Origin of the sequence: Salipiger marinus, from assembly GCF_900100085.1 — a bacterium.
Classification (GTDB): Bacteria; Pseudomonadota; Alphaproteobacteria; order Rhodobacterales; family Rhodobacteraceae; genus Salipiger; species Salipiger marinus.
In genome coordinates this window covers 70848-92911 of sequence record NZ_FNEJ01000023.1, presented here as the reverse complement: position 1 = coordinate 92911, position 22064 = coordinate 70848, and the positions used below count along the sequence as shown (strand labels likewise).

The following is a 22064-nucleotide window of genomic DNA, read 5'->3' as shown; positions in this document are numbered from 1 at the left end:
ACCACCACGCCCGCGCCCTCATGCCCCAGAATGCACGGGAAAATCCCTTCCGGATCCGCGCCAGAGCGGGTGAACTCGTCGGTGTGGCACAGGCCTGTGGCCTTGATCTCCACCAGAACCTCGCCCGCCTTCGGGCCGTCAAGCTCAACCTCCATGATCTCCAGCGGCTGACCCGCTGCAAGGGCTACGGCTGCACGTGTCCGCATCAAAGTCTCCTCCGGTATTCTGACGCACTGACGGCGCTTGTCCGGAGTATGGGTGCGCAGGCTTCGCCCGAACAATGCAGACAATGGTTGGTATTCGGTCTGATGGACTCCGGCGCCACCCTGTTCCATAGTTCGCAGCAGGGAGAGAACCATCATGCAAAGACTGAAAACAGCCTTGGTTTGTATGGGCTTGGCGGGCGTGTCCCTGCCTGTCCATGCTGCGGACTTCACCGATCCCGAATGGCCCTGCATCCAGCGCAAGGTCGAGACGCTGTCGATGGGGCTGATGTGGCCGCATGGGGTGGAGAGTCCGGCGCTGGACGGCGCGCTGGCACAGGACGTGGCCGACCTGGGCACCGCGCTGTCGCTGCGCCGGGTCGACATGGCGCAGGCCGAACAGCTGGTGGCGGAGTTCGTGGCCAGCCACGGGCGCGACCCGGCGATGATGACAGCGGTGTTCGAGCGGGTGTTCGACCGTCTGGCGCAGCGGCGCAGCCGCATCATCTCTGGCATCGGGGACTATTCGCTGAGCCAGATCGCGCTGGCCGAACGGATCGAGTCGGCACGGACCGAGATGGACAGCCTGATGCAGGGCACGGATCCCGATTACGACCGGGTGGACGCGCTGGAGGAACAGGTGGACTGGGACGAGCGCATCTATACCGACCGGCAGCGGTCGCTGACCTATGTCTGCGAGACGCCGGTGCTGCTGGAGCAGCGGCTTTACGCCATTTCCAAGCTGCTGCAGGCGGCGCTGGCGGGCTGAGCGGTCACTCCCATTCCAGTTCGGTGAAGGCCTGCGTGGCATTGCGCGGGTTGAAGGTGTCAAACAGCCGCCACCGCCCGGATTCCGAGGCGGCGACATGGGGAATCGCCTGCCCCAGCCGTTCGCCCGCCGCGATGGCGGCGCGGGTGTCGCGGGCCAGCACCTCCAGATAGCGGCGCTGCGGGGCTGCCCCCTCGGGCCAGTCCAGCACCGGCCCGCCATGGCCCGGCACCAGCCGGGTGACGGGCAGGGCCGCCAGATCCTCCAGCACCTGCTGCCAGCCGGTCAGGCTGCCATCCAGCGCGGGGGTATGGTCGTCAAACACCAGATCCCCGGCAAAAAGGACGCCGCTCTGCCGGTCGAACACGGTCAGATCGGTGCCGCTATGCGCCAGCGGCCACGGACGCAGGTCCAGCACGCGCCCGCCCAGATCCAGCTCTGCGATCTGGTCCAGCCCGCGCGCAACCTGCGGCAGGGCGGATCCGAGGAAGCCGGGCCCCAGCAGCCGCGAGAAGCTGGCGGTGTAACTGTCTTCCCGGTCGGCCAGCGCCCGCGACAGGCTGGCATGGCCGATCACCTCTGCCCCGGTTTCGGCGAAGAGCGTAGCGCCGAAGACGTGATCGGGGTGCATATGGGTCAGAATCACATGGCGCACCGGCAGGTCGGTGCGGACGCGGATCGCCCGCCACAGCCGCTCCGCGATCTGGCGGGAGGAGCCGCTGTCGATCACCGCCACCGAGTCTGATCCGATGACGAAGGCCAGATTGGCGACATCCCCGGCATTGCCGGGCTCGGGTTCGGCCACCTGCCCGGTATGCACGAAAACCCCCGGCGCAATCTCTGTGACCATCAGCGGCTCTGCCACCGGCTGACAGTCGGGCGGGCCTTTGGCCAAGAGGCCGGGCCAGTCTGGCAGCACCGCGGTGGCGAGCGATGCGGCGCAGGCGGCGGCCTCCGGCGCCTCATGGCCGGGCAGCAGCACCGGGCGGCAGGGCTCGCCCGCAGCAAGACACAGGGTCAGGATCGCTTCGAACATGGCAGCCTCCGGCGCCCAGCCTTGGCCCCGCCTGCCCGTCCCGCCAGACCGACCTTTGGCGGCATATCGCCGGGGCGCCGGATCTGGCATAATGGGGGGATGCCAGAGGAGGAGGAGCCGATGGTGACCCCACTGAGTCGTGCCGTGATGCTGGCCGTTGCTCTGACCGGCGCGGCACAGGCAGAGACCGCGCAGAACCCGCTGACCGACAGCCCGACATGGGAGATGCTGCGCGAGGATGTGACCGGCGCAGCCGATCTTGCCCCGGCGGAGGGGCTGTTCACGGTAGAGGCCCCCTATCGCGCCCATGACGCGGCCACGGTGCCGGTGGTGATCCGGCAGACCGATCCGTCGGCTGTCATCACCGGGGCGGTGGTGGTCGTGGACGAAAACCCTGCGCCGGTGGCGGCAGAACTGAGCTTTGGCCCCGCCATGGCGCCGCTGGAGTTTGAGCTGCGGGTGCGGGTCAACCAGTATTCCAACGTGCGCGTCATCGCGCAGACGCCCGAAGGGCTGCGGATGGGGGGCCGGTTCGTCAAGGCCTCGGGCGGCTGTTCGGCGCCTGCGACCAAGGATCCGGCGCAGGCGCTGGCCGATATGGGCCAGATGCGGCTGCGGCTTTTCGGCGAGGCCACGCCGCAGCAGTCGACCGCGCGGCGTGAGGCGCAGATCATGATCCGCCATCCCAATTATTCGGGCCTGCAGCGCGATCAGGTCACGCAGCTGTTCGTGCCTGCGCATTTTATCGACTCGCTGGAGGTGCGGCAGGGCGATGAGGTGCTGTTCACCCTGACGGGGGGGATTTCGATCAGCGAAAACCCGGTGTTCCGCTTCAGCTATGACGACAATGGCGCGCCCGCGCTGCAGGTGCGCGCCACCGACACCGAGGGCAACCTGTTCGAACAGGTGCTGCCCAAGGCCGAAAGCTGAGGCAAGCCCCGCCGCCGGAGCGCGGGGGTTTCACACCCCCGCACCCCCGTGGGATATTTAGGCCAAGAAGAAGGGCGGGTCAGAAGCAGATCATCTCCGCTTCGGCCTGCGCGCGGCGCAGATCCGCCACCAGCGCCGTGGTGGCGGTGGCATTGCTGAAGATGGCCATGCGTTCGCCCCCGGTGAGACGCAAGGAGAGCACCGTCTCTGCCTCCACATAGCCCTCGTAAGGCAGGATGGCGGCGATTTCGTCGATGGAGCAGGAACAGCGGCGCAGGACCTCGCGGCTTTGGCCGTTGCTCGCCATGCAGGCAAAGACGTAATCCGCCCGCGCCTCTGTCGGGTAGTCGTTCAGCCGCTCGGCCACCCCCTGCGCGAGGGCGGGGCTGGCGCAGAGGGCGAGCGCTGCTGCGAGACGGATCATGACTGCGGCTCCAGCGTCTGGAAGCGCAGGTCGGAATGATAGACGGGGGTGTCGGCTTCGGCGCCGGGCACATGCGCCTCGAGGCTGAGATACCAGCCGGGCACCGCGTCGGACATGGTGACGGTCAGCGCCAGATCGCCGAAGCCGCGCATGGCGGCACGGTTCGGATCCTCTGCAAAGGGGCGCAGCGTCACGCTGCGCGTCGCCACGGTCTGGCCGTCATAGCTGGCGGTGCCGGGGGTTTCGGCCCATTGCCGGGTCAGCGCGTCCTTCACCCGGTTGCGGATGTAGAAGGGCGAGCCGCCTGCGGTTTCGGCCATGTCGCGCACCACGGTTTCGTAGAAATACATGATGATCGGATTGCCGACGCTGGCGGGAAAGCTGCCCAGATTGCGGTGCTTGCCGTCCTGCCGGAACTGCAGGTCGGCCTGTTCGGCGACGCCGTCGGAGAAGGACAGCGCGATGTCTCCGGTGTCGCGCGTGGCGGCATCCGGCGTCAGGCTGTTGCTGACCTCGCGGTGATAGATCAGCGCTTGGTCGCGCGACAGGTCGTCCAGCGTGCCCGAGCGGAACAGCAGGTCATAGGTGGCCGTTTCCGCCGCGGAGAGCGCCGCGGGCAGGCCGCCCAGAGCCGCGAGCGCGCAGCAGAGTGCGATGGTCTTGCGCATCAGATGTCCTCCCTTTTGTCCGAGCCTACGCGCTGCGGGCGGGCTGTCATTGTAGACTTTCGGCGGGGGCGCTGCGGCGCGCCCGGGTCTTCCAGTCGATCAGCGGGCGCAGGCGGGACAGTTCCACCGGCTTGGTCAGCACGGTGAAGCCCATGCGCGCGCCGGTGCGCACCAGTTCGGCGCTGTGATCGGCGGTGATCATGATGGCGGGCAGGCTGGTGCCGGTTTCCTGCCGCAGCGCGCGGATCGCCTCCAGCCCGGTGTCGCTGCCATCCAGCTGATAATCGGCCAGCAGGATGTCGGGGGGCATGCCGATGTCGCGCACCGCCTGCAGCGCCGCCGCGGTGGAGGACACGGCCAGAACGCTGGCCCCCCAGCTTTCCAGCTTCTGCGTGGTGGCAAACAGCACGTCCGCGTCGTTTTCCACCAAGAGCACGATCAGATCCATGTCGGCGGGGCCGGTTTCGGCGGCGACGGGGCGGCGGTCCGCGCAGGGGCGCGCGATGCCCGGCACCACGGCCATGGTGATGGAAAACACCGAGCCCACGCCCGGCTTCGACCGCACCGCCACCTTGTGCCCCAGATGGCGGCAGGTGCGGTCGACGATGGACAGGCCCAGCCCCATGCCGGATCCCGGCGGCACGTTGTCGGCGCGGGTGAATTCCTCGAAGATGCGGGTCTGGTCCTCCTTGGAGATGCCCATGCCGGTGTCCCAGACCTGCAGCACCACCTCGTCGCCGCGCCTGCGGCAGCCCACCAGCACGCGACCGCCCCTGTCGGTATACTGGATGGCATTGACCACGAGGTTCTGGATCGACCGCAGCAGGAACCGCGGATCCGACCGCACGAAGACCGAACAGGGCACGATGTCCAGCTGCACCCCCTTGCGGGCGGCCAGCGGCGCCTGATCCGCGATGATGCCGCGCATCAGCGGACCCAGACTGACATCGCTGGGCGACACCGCGCTTTGCGTGGAATCCAGCCGCGAGATGTCCAGCAGCGCATGCAGCAGCTGTTCGATGGAGGTGAAGGAGCCTTCCAGCCGCTCCACCGTGGGGGCGAGCGTGCCGCCCCGCGCCAGTTCGCTGAGCGTGGAGATCAGCAGCTTGGCGGCATTGATCGGCTGCAGCAGGTCGTGGCTGGCGGCGGCCAGAAAGCGCGTCTTGGACCGCACCGCCGCTTCGGCCTTTTCCTTGGCAATGCGCAGCTCTTCCTCCACCCTGGCCTGCGCCTGATACTGCGCGGTGAGGCGGCGGTTGGTGTGGGTCAGCTCCTCTGTGCGCTCCTCGACGCGCTTTTCCAGCATTTCGGTCAGGCGGCTTTCCAGCGTGACATCGCGCACGTCAAGGATGAAGCCGCGGTCGGGCAGCCGGTGGGCATGCAGATCCAGCATCCGGCCAGAGACATGGCGCATGCGCTTGCGCACCCGGCCCTGCCGGTTCAGCCGGTCCTCCCACAGTTCGAAATCCAGCGCCTGCGATTCGAGGATCAGGCCGTTGGTCTGGATGAAGCCCATGATCTCTGACAGGGCGCGGCCCTTCTGCAGCAGCGTGAAGGGCAGGCCCAGCAGGTCGCGGAACCGGTCATTGTGCATCAGCACGGCCCCGTCGCCGGAGAAGGTGCAGATGCCGGAGCCCATATTGTCAAAGGCGGCCTGCAGGTAATGCGCCTGCCGGTCGATCAGGTTTTCCTTTTCCGACCGGTTGCGGCGCACGATGCCGGTGATTTCGGTCTGCAGGATGACGATGCCCGTCTCGGAGGTGCGCTGCAGCCCGAACTGATACCAGCGGTCCCCCGCAAGCTCGCAGGTGAAGGACAGCGCCGCCGTGCCCACCATGGCGCGGCGGGCCTCGCGCACCACCTCGATGGTGACGGGATCGGCGGTGCGCAGATGGGCGGAACTGCGCAGCGCCTCGAAATAGCGTTCGATCTTTAGCCCGGGCAGGATGCGGTCGGCCAGATCCGGCAGCAGCGTCTGGAAAAGGTCGTTCCACAGCTCCAGCCGCCCGTCGGTGAAGAGGGCAAAGCCGCCCTCCATCGCGGCCAGCGCATCGGCCAGATTGCGGCGGGAGCGTTCGCGTTCCAGCCGCACCTGTTCCAGTTCGGTGGAGGCACGTTCCAGATCGCGCGTCTTGGCCCAGATCTGCCCCTGCAGCGCGATGGCCTGCTGGAAGGCGCCATAGGCGGAGGTGCCCAGTTCGTGCTGCCGGTTGGCACGCTGCACCAGCGCATCGATGATGCGCGCCTGTTTGGCCACCTGAATGTCCAGCGGATCGTCGGGATTTATCAATGCAGGCTCCGTCGCGCCGGTTCAAAAAACGCGACGCCCACAAAGGTCTGGTTCACATGCACGCCGCAATGCTGTTCGCCATAGGTGTTGAACCCCAGCACCCGCCGGTCACGCAGGATGGCCGAGACCTGCGGCCCAAGGTCTTTCTGTTCGATCTCCAGCTTGCGCAGCACGCAGTCGAAGCCAAGGATGAAATCCGGGGCGCGGCCTTCGGGGCTGGTCACGTCCAGCCCCGTCTCCAGCGTGCGCAGGATTTCCTTGCCCCGGCCCAGCGTCAGCAGCAGCCCCACATCGATGGCCGACAGGAAGGACAGCGCCTGCGTGGCGCTGGCGGAATGGATGGCGCGCACGTGATAGGTGGTGTTGTGGCGCACCAGAACCGGGTTTTCCGCAAAGACCCGGGGGCAAAGCTGGTCGACGCTGCAGCCCACCAGCCGGGCATATTCCAGCGCGGCGGGGGCACCGTTGATTTCCAGCACCAGCCGCTCCTCGGGGATGGCGTCGGTCACCACCATCTGCGTCGCGGTTGGCAGGAAATGGTCAAAGCCCAGCCCGGCAAAGCCCAGATCGGTTTCCAGCAGCAGCAGCAGCGCGGCATTGCTGTGGAACTGGCCGTGATGCAGCACGAAGGTTTCGCGGAAATCCAGCCCGTTGCCCGCCGAGCCGCCAAAAAAGGGCACGTCGCCCAGACTGCTTTCCAGCGTGGAGGCCAGCAGATCCTCCTGTTTAGACAGCCCGTCGGCAAAGACCAGCGCCAGCCGTTCCCAGCCCGCCGTGTGCCGGAACTGCGCCGACAGCCGCCGGGTGTCGGCGGCGATCTGCTTGATCGAGATGGGATTCAGCGGCGTGATGAACTGCGAGGCGCAGCGGAAATGCCGCCGGGGAAAGGCGATCAGCAGCAGCGCCGTGGTGTCATAGCCGTCGGGGGTGATCTGGCCCGCCGTGGTGCAGCCAAAGACCGGCACGCCGGTCAGATGCGTCTCCAGCGCCTCGGCCAAGGGCCCCAGCGGCAGGCGTTCGGGCACGAAGGCCAGCACGAAGCAGGTGTCGGCCAGATCAAGCTGGCGCACGGCTTCGGCAACTGCCGCCTGCGGATCGGTGGCGGCGGAAACCGCCACCCCCACAAAAGCCGGGCGGTTGCGGTCAAGCGGCACGGGCGCCTCCTCCTAGTGGCTGAGAAAGGCGCGGGCGTCCGGATCGGTCGGCCCGGTGATCGGGCCAAGCTGGCCCGTTTCCATCAGCACCGCCGCCTGCGTGCGGTTCTGCACCCCCAGCCGCCGCAGCAGCGCGGTGATATGCGCCTTGACCGTGGCTTCGGCCAGCGACAGTTCATAGGCGATCTGCTTGTTGGCCTTGCCTTCGCAGATCAGCCGGATGATCCGCGTCTGCTGCGGGGTCAGCCCGGCCAGCCGCGAGGCCATCTTGTCACAGGGCAGCGCGCCCGCAGGCCCGCGCGGATCGGCGCGGCGGTAGTCATTGGGCACGAATTTGCGGCCCATCCCCACCTCCTGCAGCACCAGCTTCAGCACCTGCGCCGAGGCATCCTTGGGCAGAAAGCCCGCGGCCCCCTCCTCCATCAGCGCCTCCACCACCTCCACCGAGGTCAGCGAGGAAATGACGAGGATCGGCGTGTCGGGGATCCGGTCGCGCAGCTTCTGGAAGCCGCTGATTCCGGTCACGTCGGGCAGTTTCAAATCGAACATCACCAGATCGGGGGCGAAGCCCTGCCCGATCAGTTCAAGGGCAGCACCCAGCGTGCGTGCCGCCCTTACCTCGGCTGCCGGAAAGACAAGGTTCAGCGCCGCTGTCAGTGCATCGCCATACAGCGGATGGTCATCGACAATGACAACGGAACACACCTTCCCCGGCACCTGGGACACAGGTTCGTGTAGCATGAAAAGTCCTCCCTGACAGGAGGCTAGCGCATGTATCCCCTTGCATGCAACGGTTTTGGGGGCACCTCACCGGCACCCCCGAGCCTGCGGAATTACGCCTTCAGCGCGCCGCTTTGCTTGGCCACATGGGTGGCGATCGCGTCCATCAGCGGCGGCGACAGGCAGTCATAGGGCTCCAGCCCCAGTTCGCGCAGACGTCCGCGGATGCCCTCCATGCGCGACGGCTCCACCCCCGATTCGATGATCGAGGAGACGAAGGCCGCAAATTCCGGCGCGGCCCAGCCCCGCTCCGACGACAGTTCGGTATGCACAAAATCCAGCCCGTGGAACGGATGGCCGGTATTTTCGATCCGGCCATACATATGCACGCCGCATTCGCGGCAGGCATGGCGCTGGATGGCGGCATTCGGATCGACGATGTCCAGCTTGTCGCCATTCTCCGTCACCCGCACCTTGTCCCGGCCCACCACCGCGATCTGGCTGAACACGGAGCCCGAGGGTTTCCAGCATTTGGTGCAGCCGCAGACGTGGTTATGCGCGGTCTGGCCGCTGACCTGCACCTTGACCGGATTGGTCCGGCATTTGCAGGTCAGTGTGCCGCCCTGAAATCCGGGGGAGGTCGGCTTGACGCCCCCGTCCACCTGCGGATGAATCTTGATATGCGCGTAGCGCGGCGCGGCCGGGCTGGCCGTGCTGCTGCTGTCGCCGCCAAAGAGTTTCGACAGAATGCCCATGTGTGTGTTCCCTCCCATGGGGGCCGGGCCTCATGGCCGCTGCCCCGGTGCAAGCGTGACGCGCCTGCGGGATTCGGACAATTCAACCGATGGTATCGCCTATTCGGCGGGTTCCGGCACGCTGCGCCCCGGCGCCACGCGCCATGTCAGGGGCGCATCCTCTGCCGCGGCATGGGCGGCGGTGCGGTCCTGCAGCGCGCCGTGATGGGGGGATTTGATGCAGACCGGATCGGTCGCCGCCGCATCGCCCGCCAGCGCCATGGCCTGACAGCGGCAGCCGCCAAAATCCACCGTCTTGCGCTCGCAACTGCTGCAGGGCTCCTGCATCCAGTCGGTGCCGCGATAGGCGTTGAAGGCGGCGCTGTCATACCAGATCTCTGCCAAGGGCCGGTCCTGCACCGACTCGAAGCTCAGATGCGGCAGGGTCTGCGCCGCGTGGCAGGGCAGCACCAGCCCGTCCGGCGTGACGTTAAGCCCGGTGGACCCCCAGCCGCCCATGCAGCGCTTGGGGTAATCGGAATGGTAGTCGGCGGGCACGTAATCGATGACCAGCCGCCCCTTCAGCCGCAGCCGCGCCTCCTGCACCACGCGGTCGGCCTGCCGCGCCTGATCCCGCGTCGGCATCAGCGCGTCGCGGTTCTGCAGCGCCCAGCCGTGGAACTGCACCGTCGCCACCTCGATCCGGCGGGCGCCCATCTCCAGCGCCATGTCGATGGCGCGGGGCAGCTGATGCAGGTTGCGCCGGTGCAGCACCGCGTTCAGCGTCAGCGGAAAGCCGATCTCGCCGATCCAGCGCGCCACCTCCATCTTGCGGGCAAAGCCGCCGCGATAGCCGCCGATCTCGTCCGCCATTTCCGGCGTGGTGCCCTGCAGCGACAGCTGGATGTGGTCCAGCCCCGCCGCGTCCAGCTCGCGCAGCCGCCGCTCCGACAGCCCGATCCCCGAGGTGATGAGGTTGGTGTAAAGCCCCGCCTCCCGCGCGGCGCGCACCAGATCCGTCAGATCGCGGCGGCTGGCGGGTTCCCCGCCCGACAGATGCAGCTGCAGCACGCCCAGATCGGCGGCCTGCCTGAACACGTCCGTCCAGCGCGCGGTATCCAGTTCTTGATCCTGACGCGCCAGATCCAGCGGGTTGGAGCAATAGGGACAGGCCAGCGGACAGCGATGCGTCAGCTCGGCCAGCATGGCGATGGGGGGGCGGGCTTGGCTCATGACTGGCTCCTTCGGGTCAGCGGCGGGCAGGCAGCGGCTCAGGCAACCTCCAGAAAACGGCGGTCGCGCAGGGCACGCAGGAACCCTGCGCAATCCTCGGCGATCTGCGCCTGTGGCGCGGCGTAACGGTCGGCAAGCAGCGCGGTGATCTGGCCAAAACTGCGCTGCCCGTCCACTTCGGACAGGATGGCATGACCCACCGCATCCAGCGTGATCGCGCGCTCGGGGGCCAGCAGCACCCACTGATCGCGCACCCGGTCGTGATGCAGGCGGACACCCCTTGGCAGCAGCGGGATCTCGGCGGGCTCCATCACGCCGCCTCCGCCCCCGGGGCCAGCCCCTCGCCGGGGCGCCATGCGCCGGGGGGAATGCGCGCGGGCTCCACATAGGCGCCCCACAGCGCGTCCAGCTGCGACCACAGCACATCCGTCTTGAACATCAGCGCGCGGGCGGCCATTTCCTGCTTTTCCGCCGTGTCGGCATGATCCAGCACCCATGCCAGACCAAAGGCCACGTCTTTCGGCGCCTCGTTCAGCCGGTTGCGGAAATAGGAAAGCGCCGCGTCATCGGCGAAGGCGTAGTTGCGCAGCAGGCCCTCGATGCGGTTGGCATGGATCTTCGGCGCGAAAAGTTCGGTCAACGAGGCGGCCACCGCCTCCAGCAGCGTCTTGTCGCGGACGAAGCGCACATAGGCATCGACGGCAAAGCGGGTGGCGGGCATCACGCCCTGACAGGAGGCGACATAGTCGGGATCAAGCCCCACCGCCGCCGCCAGCCGCAGCCAGCGCCGGATGCCGCCTTCGTTGGTGTCGGTGCCGTCGTGATCCTCGATCCGGGACCGCCACGCGCGGCGCAGCGCCGGATCCTCCACCCGCGACATGAAGGCTGCGTCCTTCATCGGGATGGAATGCTGGTAATAATAGCGGTTGATGACCCAGGCCCGCACCTCGTCCGGGGTGCAGCCGCCGCCATGCAGGCGGTGGTGGAACGGATGCAGGTCGTGGTAGCGCTCCGCCCCGATCTGGCGCAGCCGCGCCTCGAACTCTTCGCGTGTGGCGGTCATGTCGTCAGCTCCATCCCGTCCTGACCGATGATCCATCCCGCCGCCTCGGCCTCGGCCCGCTGGCACGATCCGGGGCGCAGCACGGGATTGGTATTGTTCATATGCACATAGACCCGCTGGCCCAGCGGGACATCCGCCAGCGCGGCCAGCGATCCGTCGGGCCCGGACATCGAGATATGCCCCATGCGCTGCCCGGTCTTCTGGCCCAGCCCTTCGCGGATCATCTCGTCATCGCGCCAGAGCGTGCCGTCAAAGCACAGCAGGTCGGCGCCGGAAATCCGCGCGCGCAGGCCGTCATCCACCGCCGCACAGCCGGGAATGTAGAAGGCACGGGCCGTGCCCGCGCGCAGTTCGACCCCCACGGTAAGCTCGCCGAGAAGGCCGGTCTCCACCACCGCGCCTTCCCGGTAAAGCGGCACCTTTCCCGGCACAGGAAACAGCAGCGCCTCGAGCCCCGGCGCGATCTCCACCGGCGTCTCGAGACCGACGGCGCGTCGCGCCACCACCTGACTATTCAGCGCCCCGAAGATCGGGTTCGCTGCGATCTCCGCAAGGATTTCGCCGGTGGCATATAAGGTGAAGGGCTGCATTTCGCGCAATGTGAGCAGCCCGGCCACATGATCGATGTCGCCATTGGTCAGAAGCACAGACCGCAGCGGCATGGTCCGCAGACCGGTCGGGTGCAGCGCAGGGCAGCGCCGCAGCTGGTCGCGGATATCGGGCGAGGCGTTGAGCACCGCCCAGTCGGTTCCGTTGGCGCTGACGGCAAGCGAAGACTGGCTCTGCGGCGGGATCTCCCCGTCCCGCGCAAGCCGGCAGTTCGGGCAGCCGCAATTCCATTGCGGCAATCCGCCACCTGCCGCCGCCCCAAGGATATGCGCGCGGATCAATTGCTTGGCCTCCGCGCGCAAGGGATCAGAACAGGACGCCGTCCTCTTCCGGTCCGTACATGTTGATTTCCATGCCGCATTCGATTTCGCGGATCACAGGCTTGGTCCAGGCCATGGTGTTTCTCCTTCAGAAGGTCGTTGCCAGTCTTTACATAGTCGTCAGCCCGACGATTCCAAGCAATTCTTAATCTCTAAGAGCGACCGGGACTTAGGTCGCAATGCTCAGCCGTCCGTAACCCGGCGCCCGGCCTTCCAGAACAAAGCCGCGCCCGCGCAAGGTCTTGATGTCGAACCCGAAATCTTCCATCGGCGCCAGCTTGCGGCGCAGGTATCCCAGATAGACATCCACCACGTTTTCGGCGCTGCTTCCGTCAGAGGCCCAGAGGGCGTCAAAAATCGCACCCCGGCTTTGCACCGTCCCCGCATGGTCGACCAGATGGCAGAGCAGCGCGCATTCCCGGTCGGTCAGCGCCACCTCGCGGCGGCCATCGGACAGCAGGCGGCGCGCCGGATCCAGCAGCACGGGACGGGGGCGCGCCGCCTCTGAGCGGCGTTCCTGCACCTTCAGCCGGGCGACGAGTTCGTCGAAGGAAAACGGTTTGACGATGTAATCATCCGCCCCCGCCTCCAGCCCGGCGGCGCGGTCCTCCACATCCGACAGCGCCGACAGCATCACCACCGGAAGGCCATGGCCTTCGGCCCGCAGCGCGCGCACCAGATCAAGCCCGCTTTCGCCGCCCAGCATCACATCGACGATGGCGGCCCCGGGCAGCGCGCGGCGCAGATGGTCCAGCGCGGTTTCGGTGCGATGCGCCACCAGCGTGGCATAGCCGTGCAGCGCCAGCCCCCGCGCAAGGGCCGAGGTGATTTCGGGATCGTCATCCACGATCAGGATGGAGGTCGCGTTGGTCATGTCCGGATCCTAGCCCGCGGCCCGGGGCAATGCCACGCACAGCTTTGTGCCCGGCGCCTGCCCCAGCGCCTCGGCGCGCGGCACCGGGCTCTGCAGGCTGACCTGCCCGCCCTGCGCCTGCATCACCCATGCCGTCAGCGCAAGACCGATGCCGAAGCCTTCGCCGCGCGCGGGCCCGTCACCTTGGGCGAAACGGTCGAACAGCCCCGCCTGCCGGTCGGGCGGAATGCCGGGGCCGTTGTCGATCACCGCCACCTCGCCTTCGGGCGACAGGCGCAGCGCCAGATGGCCGCCGCTGCGGGCGTGGCGGATGGCGTTGCGGATCAGCCCGGCGATCACCTGCCGCGCCCAGTTGCGGTCGCCCAGCACCTGAACCTGCGGCAGCGGGGGCAGATGCACCGCCATCTCTGCCGCGCGCAGTTCCGCCTGCGTTTCCTCCAGCGCCTCGGTCACCGCCTGCCCCAGATCAAAGGGCGCGCGGTCCAGCGCAAGCTGCCCGCTTTCGGACCGTGCCACCCGCAACAGATCGTCGATCCGGCGGTTGAGCCGCAGCGCCCGTGCCTCGATCGTGGCAAAGGCCGCCTGCGGTTCCGGCGTGCCCGCGCGGCCCAGCTGCGCCTCCATCAGGATGACGGTCAGCGGCGTGCGCAGTTCGTGGCTGATATCGGCAAAGAACCGGCGGCGGTCGCCATCGATGCGGGCAAGCCGGGCATTGGCCTCGCGCAGTTCCGCCGTGCGCGCCGCGATGGTCTCGTTCAGCCGCGCCCATTCCGCCTCCACGGTGGCGCTGCGTTCTGCCAGTGCACCCGCCATGCGCCGGGTTTCGGTGAACAGCGTGCCGATCTCGTCGCGCGGACCTTCGGGCAGAGCCAGCGCAAAATCCCCCCGCCCGATCTGCCGCGCCGCCCCCATCAGCAGATCCAGCCGCCGCAGCTGCGGGCGCACCAGCCCGAAGACGAACAGCCCCAGCAGCGCCAGCACCGCAAGCGCGATCAGCCCGGCCCACAGCGTCAGCCGCGCCCGCATCTCGTCGATGCCGCGCAGGACCATGGCGCGGGCGCGCAGTTCGTCGCTGACCGCCTCATTCAGCAGCATGTCGAACCCGCTGGCGAAACGGTCGAGCGAGGCCTGCAGCCGCTCGCGCGGGCCCGTCGCCGCCAGCCCGTCCAGCGTGCTGCGCAGCAGCGCCTCCATCCGGGCCAGCCCAAGGCTCTGCGTGGCGCGGCGCGACTGCGCGTCCAGCCCCAGCGCCGCCTGTTCGCCGACCGCCTGTTCCAGATCGCGGCGCAGCCGGACAAACGTGTCCTCCAGCGCGCGCACCGCCGGATCCATCCGGGCCAGCCGCGCCGCCGCATCGGGTTCGCTCTGCACCGCCTCGGTCGCCACCACCAGAAAGCTTGCCGCCTGCGACGACAGCGCCGCATGACGTTCCACCCGCTTTTCGGCGGCAAGCGCAGCACCCAGCCGGTCCGAGACATTGCCCAGCCCCAGCACCAGCAGCCCCGCCGTCAGCAGGGCCGCCGCCCCCAGCAGCGCCGCCCCCAGCACCAGCCGGGTTCTGAGTGACACGGAATGCGTCCTTGCCAAGAGGGCCTCTTGTCCTAGACTTGCCTGTTGTTCGGGCACGGCATCACCGGGCTGCGCAAATTTGGCCAGATTGCTGCATCGCAGCATTCTCCGCGCGATCCTGTGAACTCAGGTTTAGGAAATTCCGGCCAGATTCACTATGACGACATTTGCCGCAATTGACAGAGGTGCTCCATGATCGAACTTCTTTTCGTGGCCTGTCTCAGCACAGCGCCCGACCAATGCCAGCAGCGCAGCCTGCTTTACACCGACCTGACGCCCATGGCCTGCCTGATGGGCGCGCAGCCGGAACTGGCGCGCTGGGTGGAAACCCATCCCAGCTACCGCGTGACCGGGTGGCGCTGCCGCAGCCACATGCCCGGCGAAAAGACCATCTGACCCCGATCCCCGCGGCCCGATCGGGAGGGCCGGCCGCGTGGATCCCTAGCCCTGCGACGGGGTGAACCGCGCGCTCAGCGTGTTGGCAGCGCCCGGATACGTCAGCCGAACCGCCGTCACCGGCTCCCCCTGACGCCATGTGCGCCGCTCCATCACCAGACAGGGCGTGCCCGCCTCCAGATCCAGCAGCGCCGCCACCGGGGCCTGCGCGCCCACGGCGGCGATCCGGTGCTCTGCCTCGTTCCACGGGATGTGCCGCAGCAGCCAGACCCCCGGCGCCATGGCGGCAAAGCTTTCCTCCGCCGCCTCGGGCGCCACGGACAGGTTGATGACCCGCTCTTCCAGACAGAACGGCGCCTCGTCGCTCAGATGCAGGCAGTCCAGCACCAGCAGCGGCTGCGCGGCATCCACCCCCAGCCGGGCGGCATCGCTGTCGGTGGCGGGGCGGGTGCTGCGGGTCAGGATCTCGTGGCGGTAGATGCCGCCGCGCGCCGTCACCTCCTCGCGGATGTCCTTGATTTCAAGAATCGCGGTCTGCGATTTCTGCGGCATGACGATGGACCCGGTCTTGCGCCGCCGCAGCACCAGCCCGGCATTGGCCAGCTGGGTCATCTACCTTGTTCACCGTCATCCGCGAACAGCCGTAGGTCTGGCGCAGTTCCTGTTCGGTGGGGATGCGATGGCCGGGCGGCCACGCCCCGGACAGGATCCGGCTTTCCAGATCCGACAGGATGCGGTCATGCAGGGACAGGCGAGGAGATGCGGCGGCGGCCATGTCGGATCAGCGCCCCCTCAGACCAGGGTCGAGGCGCCGCGGTCCAGATAGGTGTCCAGAAACTGCTCCAGCCGCGGATGGCGCGGCTTGGCGAACACCTCGGCAGGCGGGCCGGTGAACAGCAGCCGCCCCTGATCCAGAAAGCTGAGCTGGCTGCCCACGGTGGCGGCGAAGCCGATCTCGTGCGTGACCACGACCATGGTCATGCCCTCTTCGGCCAGCCCGCGCATCACGTTCAGCACCTCGCCCGTCAGTTCGGGATCAAGCGCCGATGTCGCCTCGTCAAAGAGCATGATCTTGGGCTCCAGCGCCAGCGCGCGGGCGATGGCGACGCGCTGCTGCTGCCCCCCCGACAGCTGCGAAGGGTAATGCCCCGCCCGGTTTTCCAGCCCCACCTTGGTCAGCTGCGCCAGCGCCTTGGCCTCGGCCTCGGACCGGGACAGGCCGCGCACCCGGCGCAGGGCCGCGGCCACGTTGCCAAGGGCGGTCATGTGCGGCCACAGGTTGAACTGCTGGAACACCATGCCGATGCGCGACCGCACCCGCCGCAGCTCTGACGCCGCCTGCCGCTGCCGCTTGCCCGTCCCGTCATAGACAAAGCCCAAGGGATCGCCCTCGATGAAGATCGAGCCCTCGGTCGCCTCTTCCAGAAAGGCCATGCAGCGCAGCAGGGTGGATTTTCCCGACCCGGAGGGGCCGATCAGACAGGACACCTGCCCGCGCGGGATCTGCAGGGTGATGTCGTCCAGCACGGTGGTCGTGCCGAAGCGTTTCACCAGATGCTGAACGGAAATCGCCGTATCGCTCATGCCTTGGCCAGCCTGTATCTTGAGAGTTTCTTTTCCGCGAGCCGCCCCAGCAGCCCGGCGAGTTCGACGAGGATCCAGTAGGTCAGCGCCAGAAGCAGCATCGCCTCGACAAAGGCGTATTCCTGCGACCCGATGGCCGAGGCGGTCATGGTCATCTCGGGCACGGTGATCAGCGACAGCAGCGCCGTTTCCTTCAGCAGGATGATCGCCATGTTGACCGAGGGCGGCAGCACCAGCAGCGCCATTTCCGGCAGCAGGATGACCCGGATCACCTGTCCGCGGGTGAAGCCCAGCGTTTCCGCCGCCTCCACATGGCCCGGCGGCACCGACTGATAGCCCGCGCGGAAGATTTCCGAGAAATAGGCCGAGCCATAGATCGACAGCGCCAGCAGACCGGCGGGCAGCGCATCCAGCGACAGCCCGATATAGGGCCCGCCGAAATAGAGCAGGAACAGCTGCACCAGAAAGGGCGTGCCGCGGATCACCTCCACCGGCACCGCCAGCGCCCGGTCCACCAGCACCCCGCCATAGCGCCGCGCGGTGGCGATCACAAAGCCCAGGGCGGCGCTGGCCAGCGTGCCCACGACCCAGACAAAGATCGTGACCGCGATGCCGTAAAGCAGTTCGTCCTGTTTTGACAGGATGACGTTCAGGTCAAAGTTCATTTGGCCGGTGCTCCGGGAAGGCGCTGTTCCAGCTGTCGGCCCAGCACCGCCACCGTCAGGTTGATGACCAGATAGATCAGCCCCGCCGAGGCATAAAGCTCCAGCGGCATGAAGGTCGAAGCGACAAGGTTCTGCGCCATGCGCGTCAGTTCCACCAGCCCCACCACCGACACCAGCGACGACGCCTTCAGGATCAGGATGGCCTCGTTGATGAGCGCGGGCAGGGTCAGGCGCAGCGCGATGGGCACCCGGATGTGGAAAAATGTCTGGGCGGGGGAAAATCCGGCCATGTCGGCGCTTTCCACCAGCCCGCGCGGCACGCCCTCGAACCCGCCGCGCAGGTTCTCGGCCTGATAGGCGGCGGTGCACAGCGACAGTCCCAGAATGGCGGTGGCCAGCGACGGCATCTGGATGCCCATGACCGGCAGCAGGTTGTAAAGCAGCAGCAGCTGCACCAGCAGCGGCGTGCCCCGGAAGAAGGAGATGAAGAATTTCCCGCCCCATTGCAGCGGGCGGATGCCGGACAGGTTCGCCGCCGACAGAAGGATCGCCAGCACCAGACCGATCAGGATGGAGATCGTGCTGACAAAGATCGTCATCAGCGACGCCTCAAGCAGCAGGGAGAAAAGTTTCCAGCTCATGTCCGTCTCAAGCGGCGCGGAGGAGATCCGCGAGGGAGGGAAGAAAAGACCGGCGGCAGTCGGGAGGTGACCACCGCCGGTCAGGCCGAAGATGCTGGTCCGGGTGGGCCGGACCGGCAGGGACCGGGCTTAGATATTCGGCTCGGTCACGGCATCGGGCGTGTCGAAGGTGGTGCCGAACCACTTCTGCTGCAGATCCGCCAGACGGCCGTCGCCCTTCATCTTCAGGATGGCGGCGTCGATGGCATCCATCAGCGAGGCGTGGTCGTCATCCTTGAGGCCCGGATAGGCGAAATAGGTCTTGGTGCCGAAGGCGGGCTCCACCACGGCAAACACCTCGGGGCGCTGCTGCGCGACAAAGGCGATGTTGGGCAGCGAATTGGCGACACCGGCGATGCGGCCTGCGGCCAGATCGGCATAGGCTTCGTTGAAGGAGACGTATTCCTTGGCCTCGGGGGCGGTCGGCAGCGTCTCGCCATAGGCGATCAGCTGCGCCAGCTGGGCGGTGGCGTGACCGGCGCCCACGGCCTTGCCCGCGATGTCCTCGGGCTTGGTGATGCTGTCATCCTTGGCGGATTTCAGCAGCGCCACGGTGGCCTCGGCGATCGGCGGGGTGAAGCGGTAACGCTCCATCCGGGCGGCGGTGACGGTGGCGGGACCGGCGACCATGTCGAACTGGCCCGCTTCCAGACCCGGCAGCACGCCTGCCCAGTCCAGCGTGACCCATTCGATCTCCACGCCCAGTTCCTTGCCGATCTCGGCGAAGACATCCATGTTGAGCCCGGTATGGGTGCCCGCGTCGATGAAATCGAACGGGGCAAAGGCGGTTTCGGTGCCGACCTTCAGCACGCCCGCAGCGGTGACCCGTTCCAGTGCGTCCTGCGCATGGGCGGCGACGGTGCCGCCCAGAAGCAGGGCCGCGCCCGCAAGGGCAGAGATGACTCGGTTGCGCATGTGCGGTATTCTCCCTGTGTGGATCTGCCCCTTGGCCGTGCCGGGGCTTTGTTTTGACTAGACAAAAGAACTCTGCTTCTGCCCGCCCTGTCAATCCTTCCCGCCGCTTCGCCGCAGCAGCCCCTGAGCAAATTCAGGGCACTGCCCAAAAAACGGGCGAAGGGCAGCTCTTAGATGTCGAAAATCTTGCCCGGATTCATCAGGTTCTGCGGATCGACCGCCACCTTCAGCCGCTTCATCAGCGCCAGCGCGGCGCCATGCTCCGCCTCCATATAGGGTTTCTTGCCCAGCCCCACGCCATGCTCGCCGGTGGCGGTGCCGCCCAGCGCCAGCGCGCGATGGACCAGTTCACCATGCACCCGCTGCACCCGCGCCATCTCCTCGGCATCAGCGGGATCGAACAGCATCACCAGATGGAAATTGCCGTCGCCCACATGGCCATGCATCGGCGCCACCAGCCCTTCGGCCTGCAGCGTTGCGGTGATCCCGGCCACAAGCCCCGGCAGGTCCGACACCGGCACGCAGACATCGGTGGAGAGCGAACTCGCCCCCGGCCGCAGCCCCCGCGCGGCATAAAGCGCGGAATGCCGCAGCGCCCAGACATGGGCATAGGCCTCGGGCGTGTCCACCGGATGCACCGTGGCGCCGTGATCCTGCGCCAGCGCCGCAAAGGTGGCGCGGTCGGTGTCGACCTGCGCGGCGCTGCCGGTCAGATCCACCAGCAGCGTCGGCATCTCCGGCAGATCGGTGCCGTTAAAGGCGTTGATCGCGCGCATCTGCAGCGCGTCCATCAGTTCGATCCGGTTCAGGCACAGGCCGAACTGCAGCGCCTCCACCACCGTGTCGGTCGCCGCCTGCAGATCGGCAAAGCTGTAAAGCCCGGCCTTCGCCGCCTCGGGGATGCCGGTCAGCCGCAGCGTCAGTTCGGTGATGACGCCCAGCGTGCCTTCGGAGCCGACAAACAGATGGGTCAGATCATAGCCAGAGGCGGATTTGCGCGCCCGCCCGCCGGTGCGGATCACCTCGCCATCGGGCAGCACCACGGTCAGCCCCATGACCAGATCGGCCATGGTGCCATGCCGCACCGTCATCGTCCCCGACGCCCGGGTGGAGGCCATGCCCCCCAGCGTGGCATGGGCGCCGATGTCGATGGGCAGGAACAGGCCGGTGGCGCGCAGATCCTCGTTGAGCCGCTGCCGGGTCAGCCCCGCCTCTACGGTCACGTCCATGTCCGGCGCGCTGAGGCGCAGGATGCGGTCCATGCGCGACAGATCCAGACACAGCCCGCCCTGCGTGGCGTTCACCTGCCCTTCGATGCAGCTGCCCGCGCCGAAGGGCACGATGGGGCAGCCATGGGCGGCACAGATCCGCACCGCCTGCGCCACCTCTTCGGTGCTCACGGGCTGGAACACCGCGTCGGGGGGGGCCACCGGATGCCAGCTGTCCCCTGCGCCATGCTGGTCACGCACCGCCTGCCCACGGTCGATGCGCCCGGGAAAGGCGGCGTCCAGTGCGGCGGAAGCAGCGGCAAAGCTCATCCGAGGATCCCCGGCAGCTTCAGCCCGTGTTCCCGCGCGCAGTCGAGTGCGATGTCATAGCCCGCATCGGCATGGCGCATGACCCCGGTGGCGGGATCGTTCCACAGCACGCGCGCCAGCCGCCTGTCCGCCGCCTCGGTGCCGTCGCAGCAGATCACCATGCCGGAATGCTGGGAAAAGCCCATGCCCACGCCGCCGCCATGATGCAGGCTGACCCAGGTGGCGCCGCTTGCGGTGTTGAGCAGCGCGTTCAGCAGCGGCCAGTCCGACACCGCGTCGGATCCATCCTTCATCGCTTCGGTCTCGCGGTTGGGGCTCGCCACCGATCCGCTGTCCAGATGGTCGCGCCCGATGACGATGGGCGCCTTCAGTTCGCCGGTGCGCACCATCTCGTTGAAGGCAAGGCCCAGCTTGTGGCGCAGCCCCAGCCCCACCCAGCAGATCCGCGCGGGCAGGCCCTGAAACGCGATGCGCTCGCGCGCCATGTCCAGCCAGTTGTGCAGATGCGGGTCGTCGATCAGTTCCTTGACCTTGGCATCGGTGCGGTAGATGTCCTCGGGATCGCCCGACAGCGCCGCCCAGCGGAACGGCCCCACGCCACGACAGAACAGCGGGCGGATATAGGCGGGCACGAAGCCGGGGAAGGCAAAGGCGTTTTCCAGCCCCTCTTCCAGCGCCATCTGACGGATGTTGTTGCCATAATCCAGCGTCGGCACCCCGGCGTTCCAGAAATCCACCATCGCCGCCACATGCACCCGCATCGAAGCCTTGGCGGCCCGTGTCACCGCTTTTGGGTCACTTTCCTGCTTTTCGCGCCATTCGGCCACGGTCCAGCCCTGCGGCAGGTAGCCATGCACCGGATCATGGGCCGAGGTCTGGTCGGTCACGATGTCCGGGCGCCCGTTCGGCAGCCCCTCTCCGGCCTTCATGCGGCGCACCAGTTCGGGGAAGACATCCGCCGCATTGCCGATCAGCGCCACGGATTTCGCCTCTCCGGCTTTGGTCCAGCGGTCGATCATCGCCAGCGCCTCGTCCAGATCGCGGGTCTTTTCGTCGCAATAGCGGGTGCGGATGCGGAAATCGGCGCGGGTCTCGTCGCATTCCACCGCCAGACAGCAGGCCCCCGCCATCACCGCAGCCAAAGGCTGCGCGCCGCCCATGCCGCCCAGCCCCCCGGTCAGGATCCACTTGCCGCGCAGATCGCCGCCGTAATGCTGGCGCCCGGCTTCCACGAAGGTCTCGTAAGTGCCCTGCACGATGCCCTGCGCGCCGATATAGATCCACGATCCGGCGGTCATCTGGCCATACATGGCCAGCCCCTTCTTATCCAACTCGTTGAAATGGTCCCAGTTGGCCCAGTGCGGCACAAGGTTGGAATTGGCGATCAGCACGCGCGGCGCGTCGGGATGGGTGCGGAACACGCCCACGGGCTTGCCCGACTGCACCAGCAGCGTCTCGTCCTCTTCCAGATCCTTCAGCGCGGCGACGATGCGGTCGAAATCCTGCCATGTGCGGGCGGCGCGGCCAATGCCGCCATAGACCACCAGCTCATGCGGGTTCTCGGCCACATCAGGGTGCAGGTTGTTCATCAGCATCCGCATCGGCGCTTCGGTGAGCCAGCTTTTGGCGGTGATCTCGGTCCCGGTGGCGGGGTAGACGTCGCGCTGGTTGTGGCGGGGGTTGGTCATGG

26 protein-coding genes are annotated in these 22064 nt (G+C 67.5%); 3 read left to right on the top strand and 23 right to left on the bottom strand.

Translation table 11 applies throughout. The features are described 5' to 3' along the window. Nucleotides 1–206 (bottom strand): alcohol dehydrogenase catalytic domain-containing protein (locus BLR51_RS21175; RefSeq protein ID WP_165616892.1); only part of this gene is annotated, 206 nt, incomplete at its 3' end. Nucleotides 207–405: 199 nt separating this feature from the next. Here BLR51_RS21175 and BLR51_RS21170 point away from each other — a divergent pair. Continuing rightward, complete coding sequence (locus BLR51_RS21170; RefSeq protein ID WP_242656799.1) at nucleotides 406–972, top strand: hypothetical protein; 567 nt, start codon at nucleotides 406–408, stop codon at nucleotides 970–972. A 4-nt stretch (nucleotides 973–976) separates the two neighbouring features. On the opposite strand, the gene BLR51_RS21165 is transcribed toward BLR51_RS21170, so the two are convergent. Further along, nucleotides 977–2008, bottom strand: coding sequence for a quinoprotein relay system zinc metallohydrolase 2 (locus tag BLR51_RS21165; RefSeq protein ID WP_089850720.1), 1032 nt, complete (start codon nucleotides 2006–2008; stop codon nucleotides 977–979). A gap of 120 nt (nucleotides 2009–2128) precedes the next feature. Here BLR51_RS21165 and BLR51_RS21160 point away from each other — a divergent pair, with 120 nt between their 5' ends. After that, the gene (locus tag BLR51_RS21160) at nucleotides 2129–2938 is read left to right on the top strand and encodes a quinoprotein dehydrogenase-associated SoxYZ-like carrier (RefSeq protein WP_089850717.1); all 810 of its coding nucleotides are present in this window, start codon (nucleotides 2129–2131) and stop codon (nucleotides 2936–2938) included. Between the two features lie 79 nt (nucleotides 2939–3017). Here the strand turns inward: BLR51_RS21160 and BLR51_RS21155 are convergent, their stop codons facing one another. The 13 genes from BLR51_RS21155 to BLR51_RS21095 all read right to left on the bottom strand — a co-directional run bounded on the left by BLR51_RS21155 (nucleotide 3018) and on the right by BLR51_RS21095 (nucleotide 14596). After that, nucleotides 3018–3362 (bottom strand): hypothetical protein, encoded by a 345-nt coding sequence (locus tag BLR51_RS21155; RefSeq protein ID WP_089850715.1) that lies wholly within the window; start codon nucleotides 3360–3362, stop codon nucleotides 3018–3020. Beyond that, nucleotides 3359–4030, bottom strand: a complete 672-nt coding sequence (locus BLR51_RS21150; protein ID WP_089850713.1) for a hypothetical protein — start codon at nucleotides 4028–4030, stop codon at nucleotides 3359–3361. The genes BLR51_RS21155 and BLR51_RS21150 overlap by 4 nt, the downstream gene beginning before the upstream one ends. Before the next feature lie 46 nt (nucleotides 4031–4076). After that, entirely contained in the window at nucleotides 4077–6320 is a 2244-nt protein-coding gene (locus tag BLR51_RS21145; protein WP_089850712.1) for a PAS domain-containing hybrid sensor histidine kinase/response regulator, read from the bottom strand. Then, complete coding sequence (locus BLR51_RS21140) at nucleotides 6317–7474, bottom strand: FIST N-terminal domain-containing protein (protein ID WP_089850710.1); 1158 nt, start codon at nucleotides 7472–7474, stop codon at nucleotides 6317–6319. Before BLR51_RS21140 ends, BLR51_RS21145 begins: the two co-directional genes overlap by 4 nt. A gap of 12 nt (nucleotides 7475–7486) precedes the next feature. After that, entirely contained in the window at nucleotides 7487–8215 is a 729-nt protein-coding gene (locus tag BLR51_RS21135) for a response regulator (protein ID WP_089850708.1), read from the bottom strand. Between the two features lie 92 nt (nucleotides 8216–8307). Then, nucleotides 8308–8949 carry an S-(hydroxymethyl)glutathione synthase gene (gene gfa / locus BLR51_RS21130; protein WP_089850706.1) on the bottom strand — a complete coding sequence of 214 codons (642 nt, stop codon included), beginning with the start codon at nucleotides 8947–8949 and terminating at the stop codon, nucleotides 8308–8310. 99 nt (nucleotides 8950–9048) lie between these two features. Continuing rightward, the gene (gene pqqE / locus BLR51_RS21125; RefSeq protein WP_089850704.1) at nucleotides 9049–10161 is read right to left on the bottom strand and encodes a pyrroloquinoline quinone biosynthesis protein PqqE; all 1113 of its coding nucleotides are present in this window, start codon (nucleotides 10159–10161) and stop codon (nucleotides 9049–9051) included. Nucleotides 10162–10199: 38 nt separating this feature from the next. Beyond that, nucleotides 10200–10472, bottom strand: a complete 273-nt coding sequence (gene pqqD, locus BLR51_RS21120) for a pyrroloquinoline quinone biosynthesis peptide chaperone PqqD (protein WP_089850702.1) — start codon at nucleotides 10470–10472, stop codon at nucleotides 10200–10202. Further along, nucleotides 10472–11224, bottom strand: a complete 753-nt coding sequence (pqqC, locus tag BLR51_RS21115; RefSeq protein WP_089850701.1) for a pyrroloquinoline-quinone synthase PqqC — start codon at nucleotides 11222–11224, stop codon at nucleotides 10472–10474. Before pqqC ends, pqqD begins: the two co-directional genes overlap by 1 nt. Then, the gene (gene pqqB, locus BLR51_RS21110) at nucleotides 11221–12111 is read right to left on the bottom strand and encodes a pyrroloquinoline quinone biosynthesis protein PqqB (RefSeq protein ID WP_089850738.1); all 891 of its coding nucleotides are present in this window, start codon (nucleotides 12109–12111) and stop codon (nucleotides 11221–11223) included. Before pqqB ends, pqqC begins: the two co-directional genes overlap by 4 nt. A 28-nt stretch (nucleotides 12112–12139) precedes the next feature. Next, nucleotides 12140–12229, bottom strand: coding sequence for a pyrroloquinoline quinone precursor peptide PqqA (gene pqqA, locus BLR51_RS21105; protein ID WP_037266221.1), 90 nt, complete (start codon nucleotides 12227–12229; stop codon nucleotides 12140–12142). Nucleotides 12230–12322: 93 nt separating this feature from the next. Beyond that, the gene (locus tag BLR51_RS21100) at nucleotides 12323–13027 is read right to left on the bottom strand and encodes a response regulator transcription factor (RefSeq protein WP_089850699.1); all 705 of its coding nucleotides are present in this window, start codon (nucleotides 13025–13027) and stop codon (nucleotides 12323–12325) included. Between the two features lie 9 nt (nucleotides 13028–13036). Further along, a complete protein-coding gene (locus BLR51_RS21095) occupies nucleotides 13037–14596 on the bottom strand; it encodes a sensor histidine kinase (RefSeq protein ID WP_242656798.1) in 1560 nt (519 codons plus the stop codon). Between the two features lie 192 nt (nucleotides 14597–14788). Here BLR51_RS21095 and BLR51_RS21090 point away from each other — a divergent pair, with 192 nt between their 5' ends. Next, on the top strand, nucleotides 14789–14992 hold the full coding sequence (locus BLR51_RS21090; RefSeq protein ID WP_089850695.1) for a hypothetical protein: 204 nt from the start codon (nucleotides 14789–14791) through the stop codon (nucleotides 14990–14992). 45 nt (nucleotides 14993–15037) lie between these two features. Here BLR51_RS21090 and hutC read toward each other — a convergent pair whose 3' ends face one another. The 8 genes from hutC to hutU all read right to left on the bottom strand — a co-directional run bounded on the left by hutC (nucleotide 15038) and on the right by hutU (nucleotide 22062). Continuing rightward, nucleotides 15038–15604: a histidine utilization transcriptional repressor HutC gene (gene hutC, locus BLR51_RS21085; RefSeq protein WP_207543674.1), complete on the bottom strand. Its 567-nt coding sequence runs from the start codon at nucleotides 15602–15604 to the stop codon at nucleotides 15038–15040. Continuing rightward, a complete protein-coding gene (locus BLR51_RS28590; protein WP_207543673.1) occupies nucleotides 15513–15767 on the bottom strand; it encodes a GntR family transcriptional regulator in 255 nt (84 codons plus the stop codon). Before BLR51_RS28590 ends, hutC begins: the two co-directional genes overlap by 92 nt. Before the next feature lie 17 nt (nucleotides 15768–15784). Further along, nucleotides 15785–16576: an amino acid ABC transporter ATP-binding protein gene (locus BLR51_RS21080; protein ID WP_089850693.1), complete on the bottom strand. Its 792-nt coding sequence runs from the start codon at nucleotides 16574–16576 to the stop codon at nucleotides 15785–15787. Further along, on the bottom strand, nucleotides 16573–17241 hold the full coding sequence (locus BLR51_RS21075; RefSeq protein ID WP_089850691.1) for an amino acid ABC transporter permease: 669 nt from the start codon (nucleotides 17239–17241) through the stop codon (nucleotides 16573–16575). Before BLR51_RS21075 ends, BLR51_RS21080 begins: the two co-directional genes overlap by 4 nt. Next, nucleotides 17238–17882, bottom strand: a complete 645-nt coding sequence (locus BLR51_RS21070; protein WP_089850689.1) for an amino acid ABC transporter permease — start codon at nucleotides 17880–17882, stop codon at nucleotides 17238–17240. The genes BLR51_RS21075 and BLR51_RS21070 overlap by 4 nt, the downstream gene beginning before the upstream one ends. Nucleotides 17883–18011: 129 nt before the next feature. After that, nucleotides 18012–18836, bottom strand: coding sequence for a transporter substrate-binding domain-containing protein (locus BLR51_RS21065; RefSeq protein WP_089850687.1), 825 nt, complete (start codon nucleotides 18834–18836; stop codon nucleotides 18012–18014). Nucleotides 18837–19006: 170 nt separating this feature from the next. After that, entirely contained in the window at nucleotides 19007–20374 is a 1368-nt protein-coding gene (locus tag BLR51_RS21060) for an FAD-binding oxidoreductase (protein ID WP_089850685.1), read from the bottom strand. Next, a complete protein-coding gene (gene hutU, locus BLR51_RS21055) occupies nucleotides 20371–22062 on the bottom strand; it encodes a urocanate hydratase (RefSeq protein ID WP_089850683.1) in 1692 nt (563 codons plus the stop codon). The genes BLR51_RS21060 and hutU overlap by 4 nt, the downstream gene beginning before the upstream one ends. Nucleotides 22063–22064: the final 2 nt, after the last annotated feature.

Excerpts from the sequence above, each read along its gene's own strand:
- BLR51_RS21165 (WP_089850720.1), bottom strand. The coding sequence starts at position 2,008 with ATGTTCGAAGCGATCCTGACCCTGTGTCTTGCTGCGGGCGAGCCCTGC.
- BLR51_RS21160 (WP_089850717.1), top strand. The coding sequence starts at position 2,129 with ATGGTGACCCCACTGAGTCGTGCCGTGATGCTGGCCGTTGCTCTGACC.
- BLR51_RS21155 (WP_089850715.1), bottom strand. The coding sequence starts at position 3,362 with ATGATCCGTCTCGCAGCAGCGCTCGCCCTCTGCGCCAGCCCCGCCCTC.
- BLR51_RS21150 (WP_089850713.1), bottom strand. The coding sequence starts at position 4,030 with ATGCGCAAGACCATCGCACTCTGCTGCGCGCTCGCGGCTCTGGGCGGC.
- BLR51_RS21135 (WP_089850708.1), bottom strand. The coding sequence starts at position 8,215 with ATGCTACACGAACCTGTGTCCCAGGTGCCGGGGAAGGTGTGTTCCGTT.
- gfa (WP_089850706.1), bottom strand. The coding sequence starts at position 8,949 with ATGGGCATTCTGTCGAAACTCTTTGGCGGCGACAGCAGCAGCACGGCC.
- pqqE (WP_089850704.1), bottom strand. The coding sequence starts at position 10,161 with ATGAGCCAAGCCCGCCCCCCCATCGCCATGCTGGCCGAGCTGACGCAT.
- pqqD (WP_089850702.1), bottom strand. The coding sequence starts at position 10,472 with ATGGAGCCCGCCGAGATCCCGCTGCTGCCAAGGGGTGTCCGCCTGCAT.
- pqqC (WP_089850701.1), bottom strand. The coding sequence starts at position 11,224 with ATGACCGCCACACGCGAAGAGTTCGAGGCGCGGCTGCGCCAGATCGGG.
- pqqA (WP_037266221.1), bottom strand. The coding sequence starts at position 12,229 with ATGGCCTGGACCAAGCCTGTGATCCGCGAAATCGAATGCGGCATGGAA.
- BLR51_RS21100 (WP_089850699.1), bottom strand. The coding sequence starts at position 13,027 with ATGACCAACGCGACCTCCATCCTGATCGTGGATGACGATCCCGAAATC.
- BLR51_RS21090 (WP_089850695.1), top strand. The coding sequence starts at position 14,789 with ATGATCGAACTTCTTTTCGTGGCCTGTCTCAGCACAGCGCCCGACCAA.
- hutC (WP_207543674.1), bottom strand. The coding sequence starts at position 15,604 with ATGACCCAGCTGGCCAATGCCGGGCTGGTGCTGCGGCGGCGCAAGACC.
- BLR51_RS28590 (WP_207543673.1), bottom strand. The coding sequence starts at position 15,767 with ATGGCCGCCGCCGCATCTCCTCGCCTGTCCCTGCATGACCGCATCCTG.
- BLR51_RS21080 (WP_089850693.1), bottom strand. The coding sequence starts at position 16,576 with ATGAGCGATACGGCGATTTCCGTTCAGCATCTGGTGAAACGCTTCGGC.
- BLR51_RS21075 (WP_089850691.1), bottom strand. The coding sequence starts at position 17,241 with ATGAACTTTGACCTGAACGTCATCCTGTCAAAACAGGACGAACTGCTT.
- BLR51_RS21070 (WP_089850689.1), bottom strand. The coding sequence starts at position 17,882 with ATGAGCTGGAAACTTTTCTCCCTGCTGCTTGAGGCGTCGCTGATGACG.
- BLR51_RS21065 (WP_089850687.1), bottom strand. The coding sequence starts at position 18,836 with ATGCGCAACCGAGTCATCTCTGCCCTTGCGGGCGCGGCCCTGCTTCTG.
- BLR51_RS21060 (WP_089850685.1), bottom strand. The coding sequence starts at position 20,374 with ATGAGCTTTGCCGCTGCTTCCGCCGCACTGGACGCCGCCTTTCCCGGG.
- hutU (WP_089850683.1), bottom strand. The coding sequence starts at position 22,062 with ATGACCAACCCCCGCCACAACCAGCGCGACGTCTACCCCGCCACCGGG.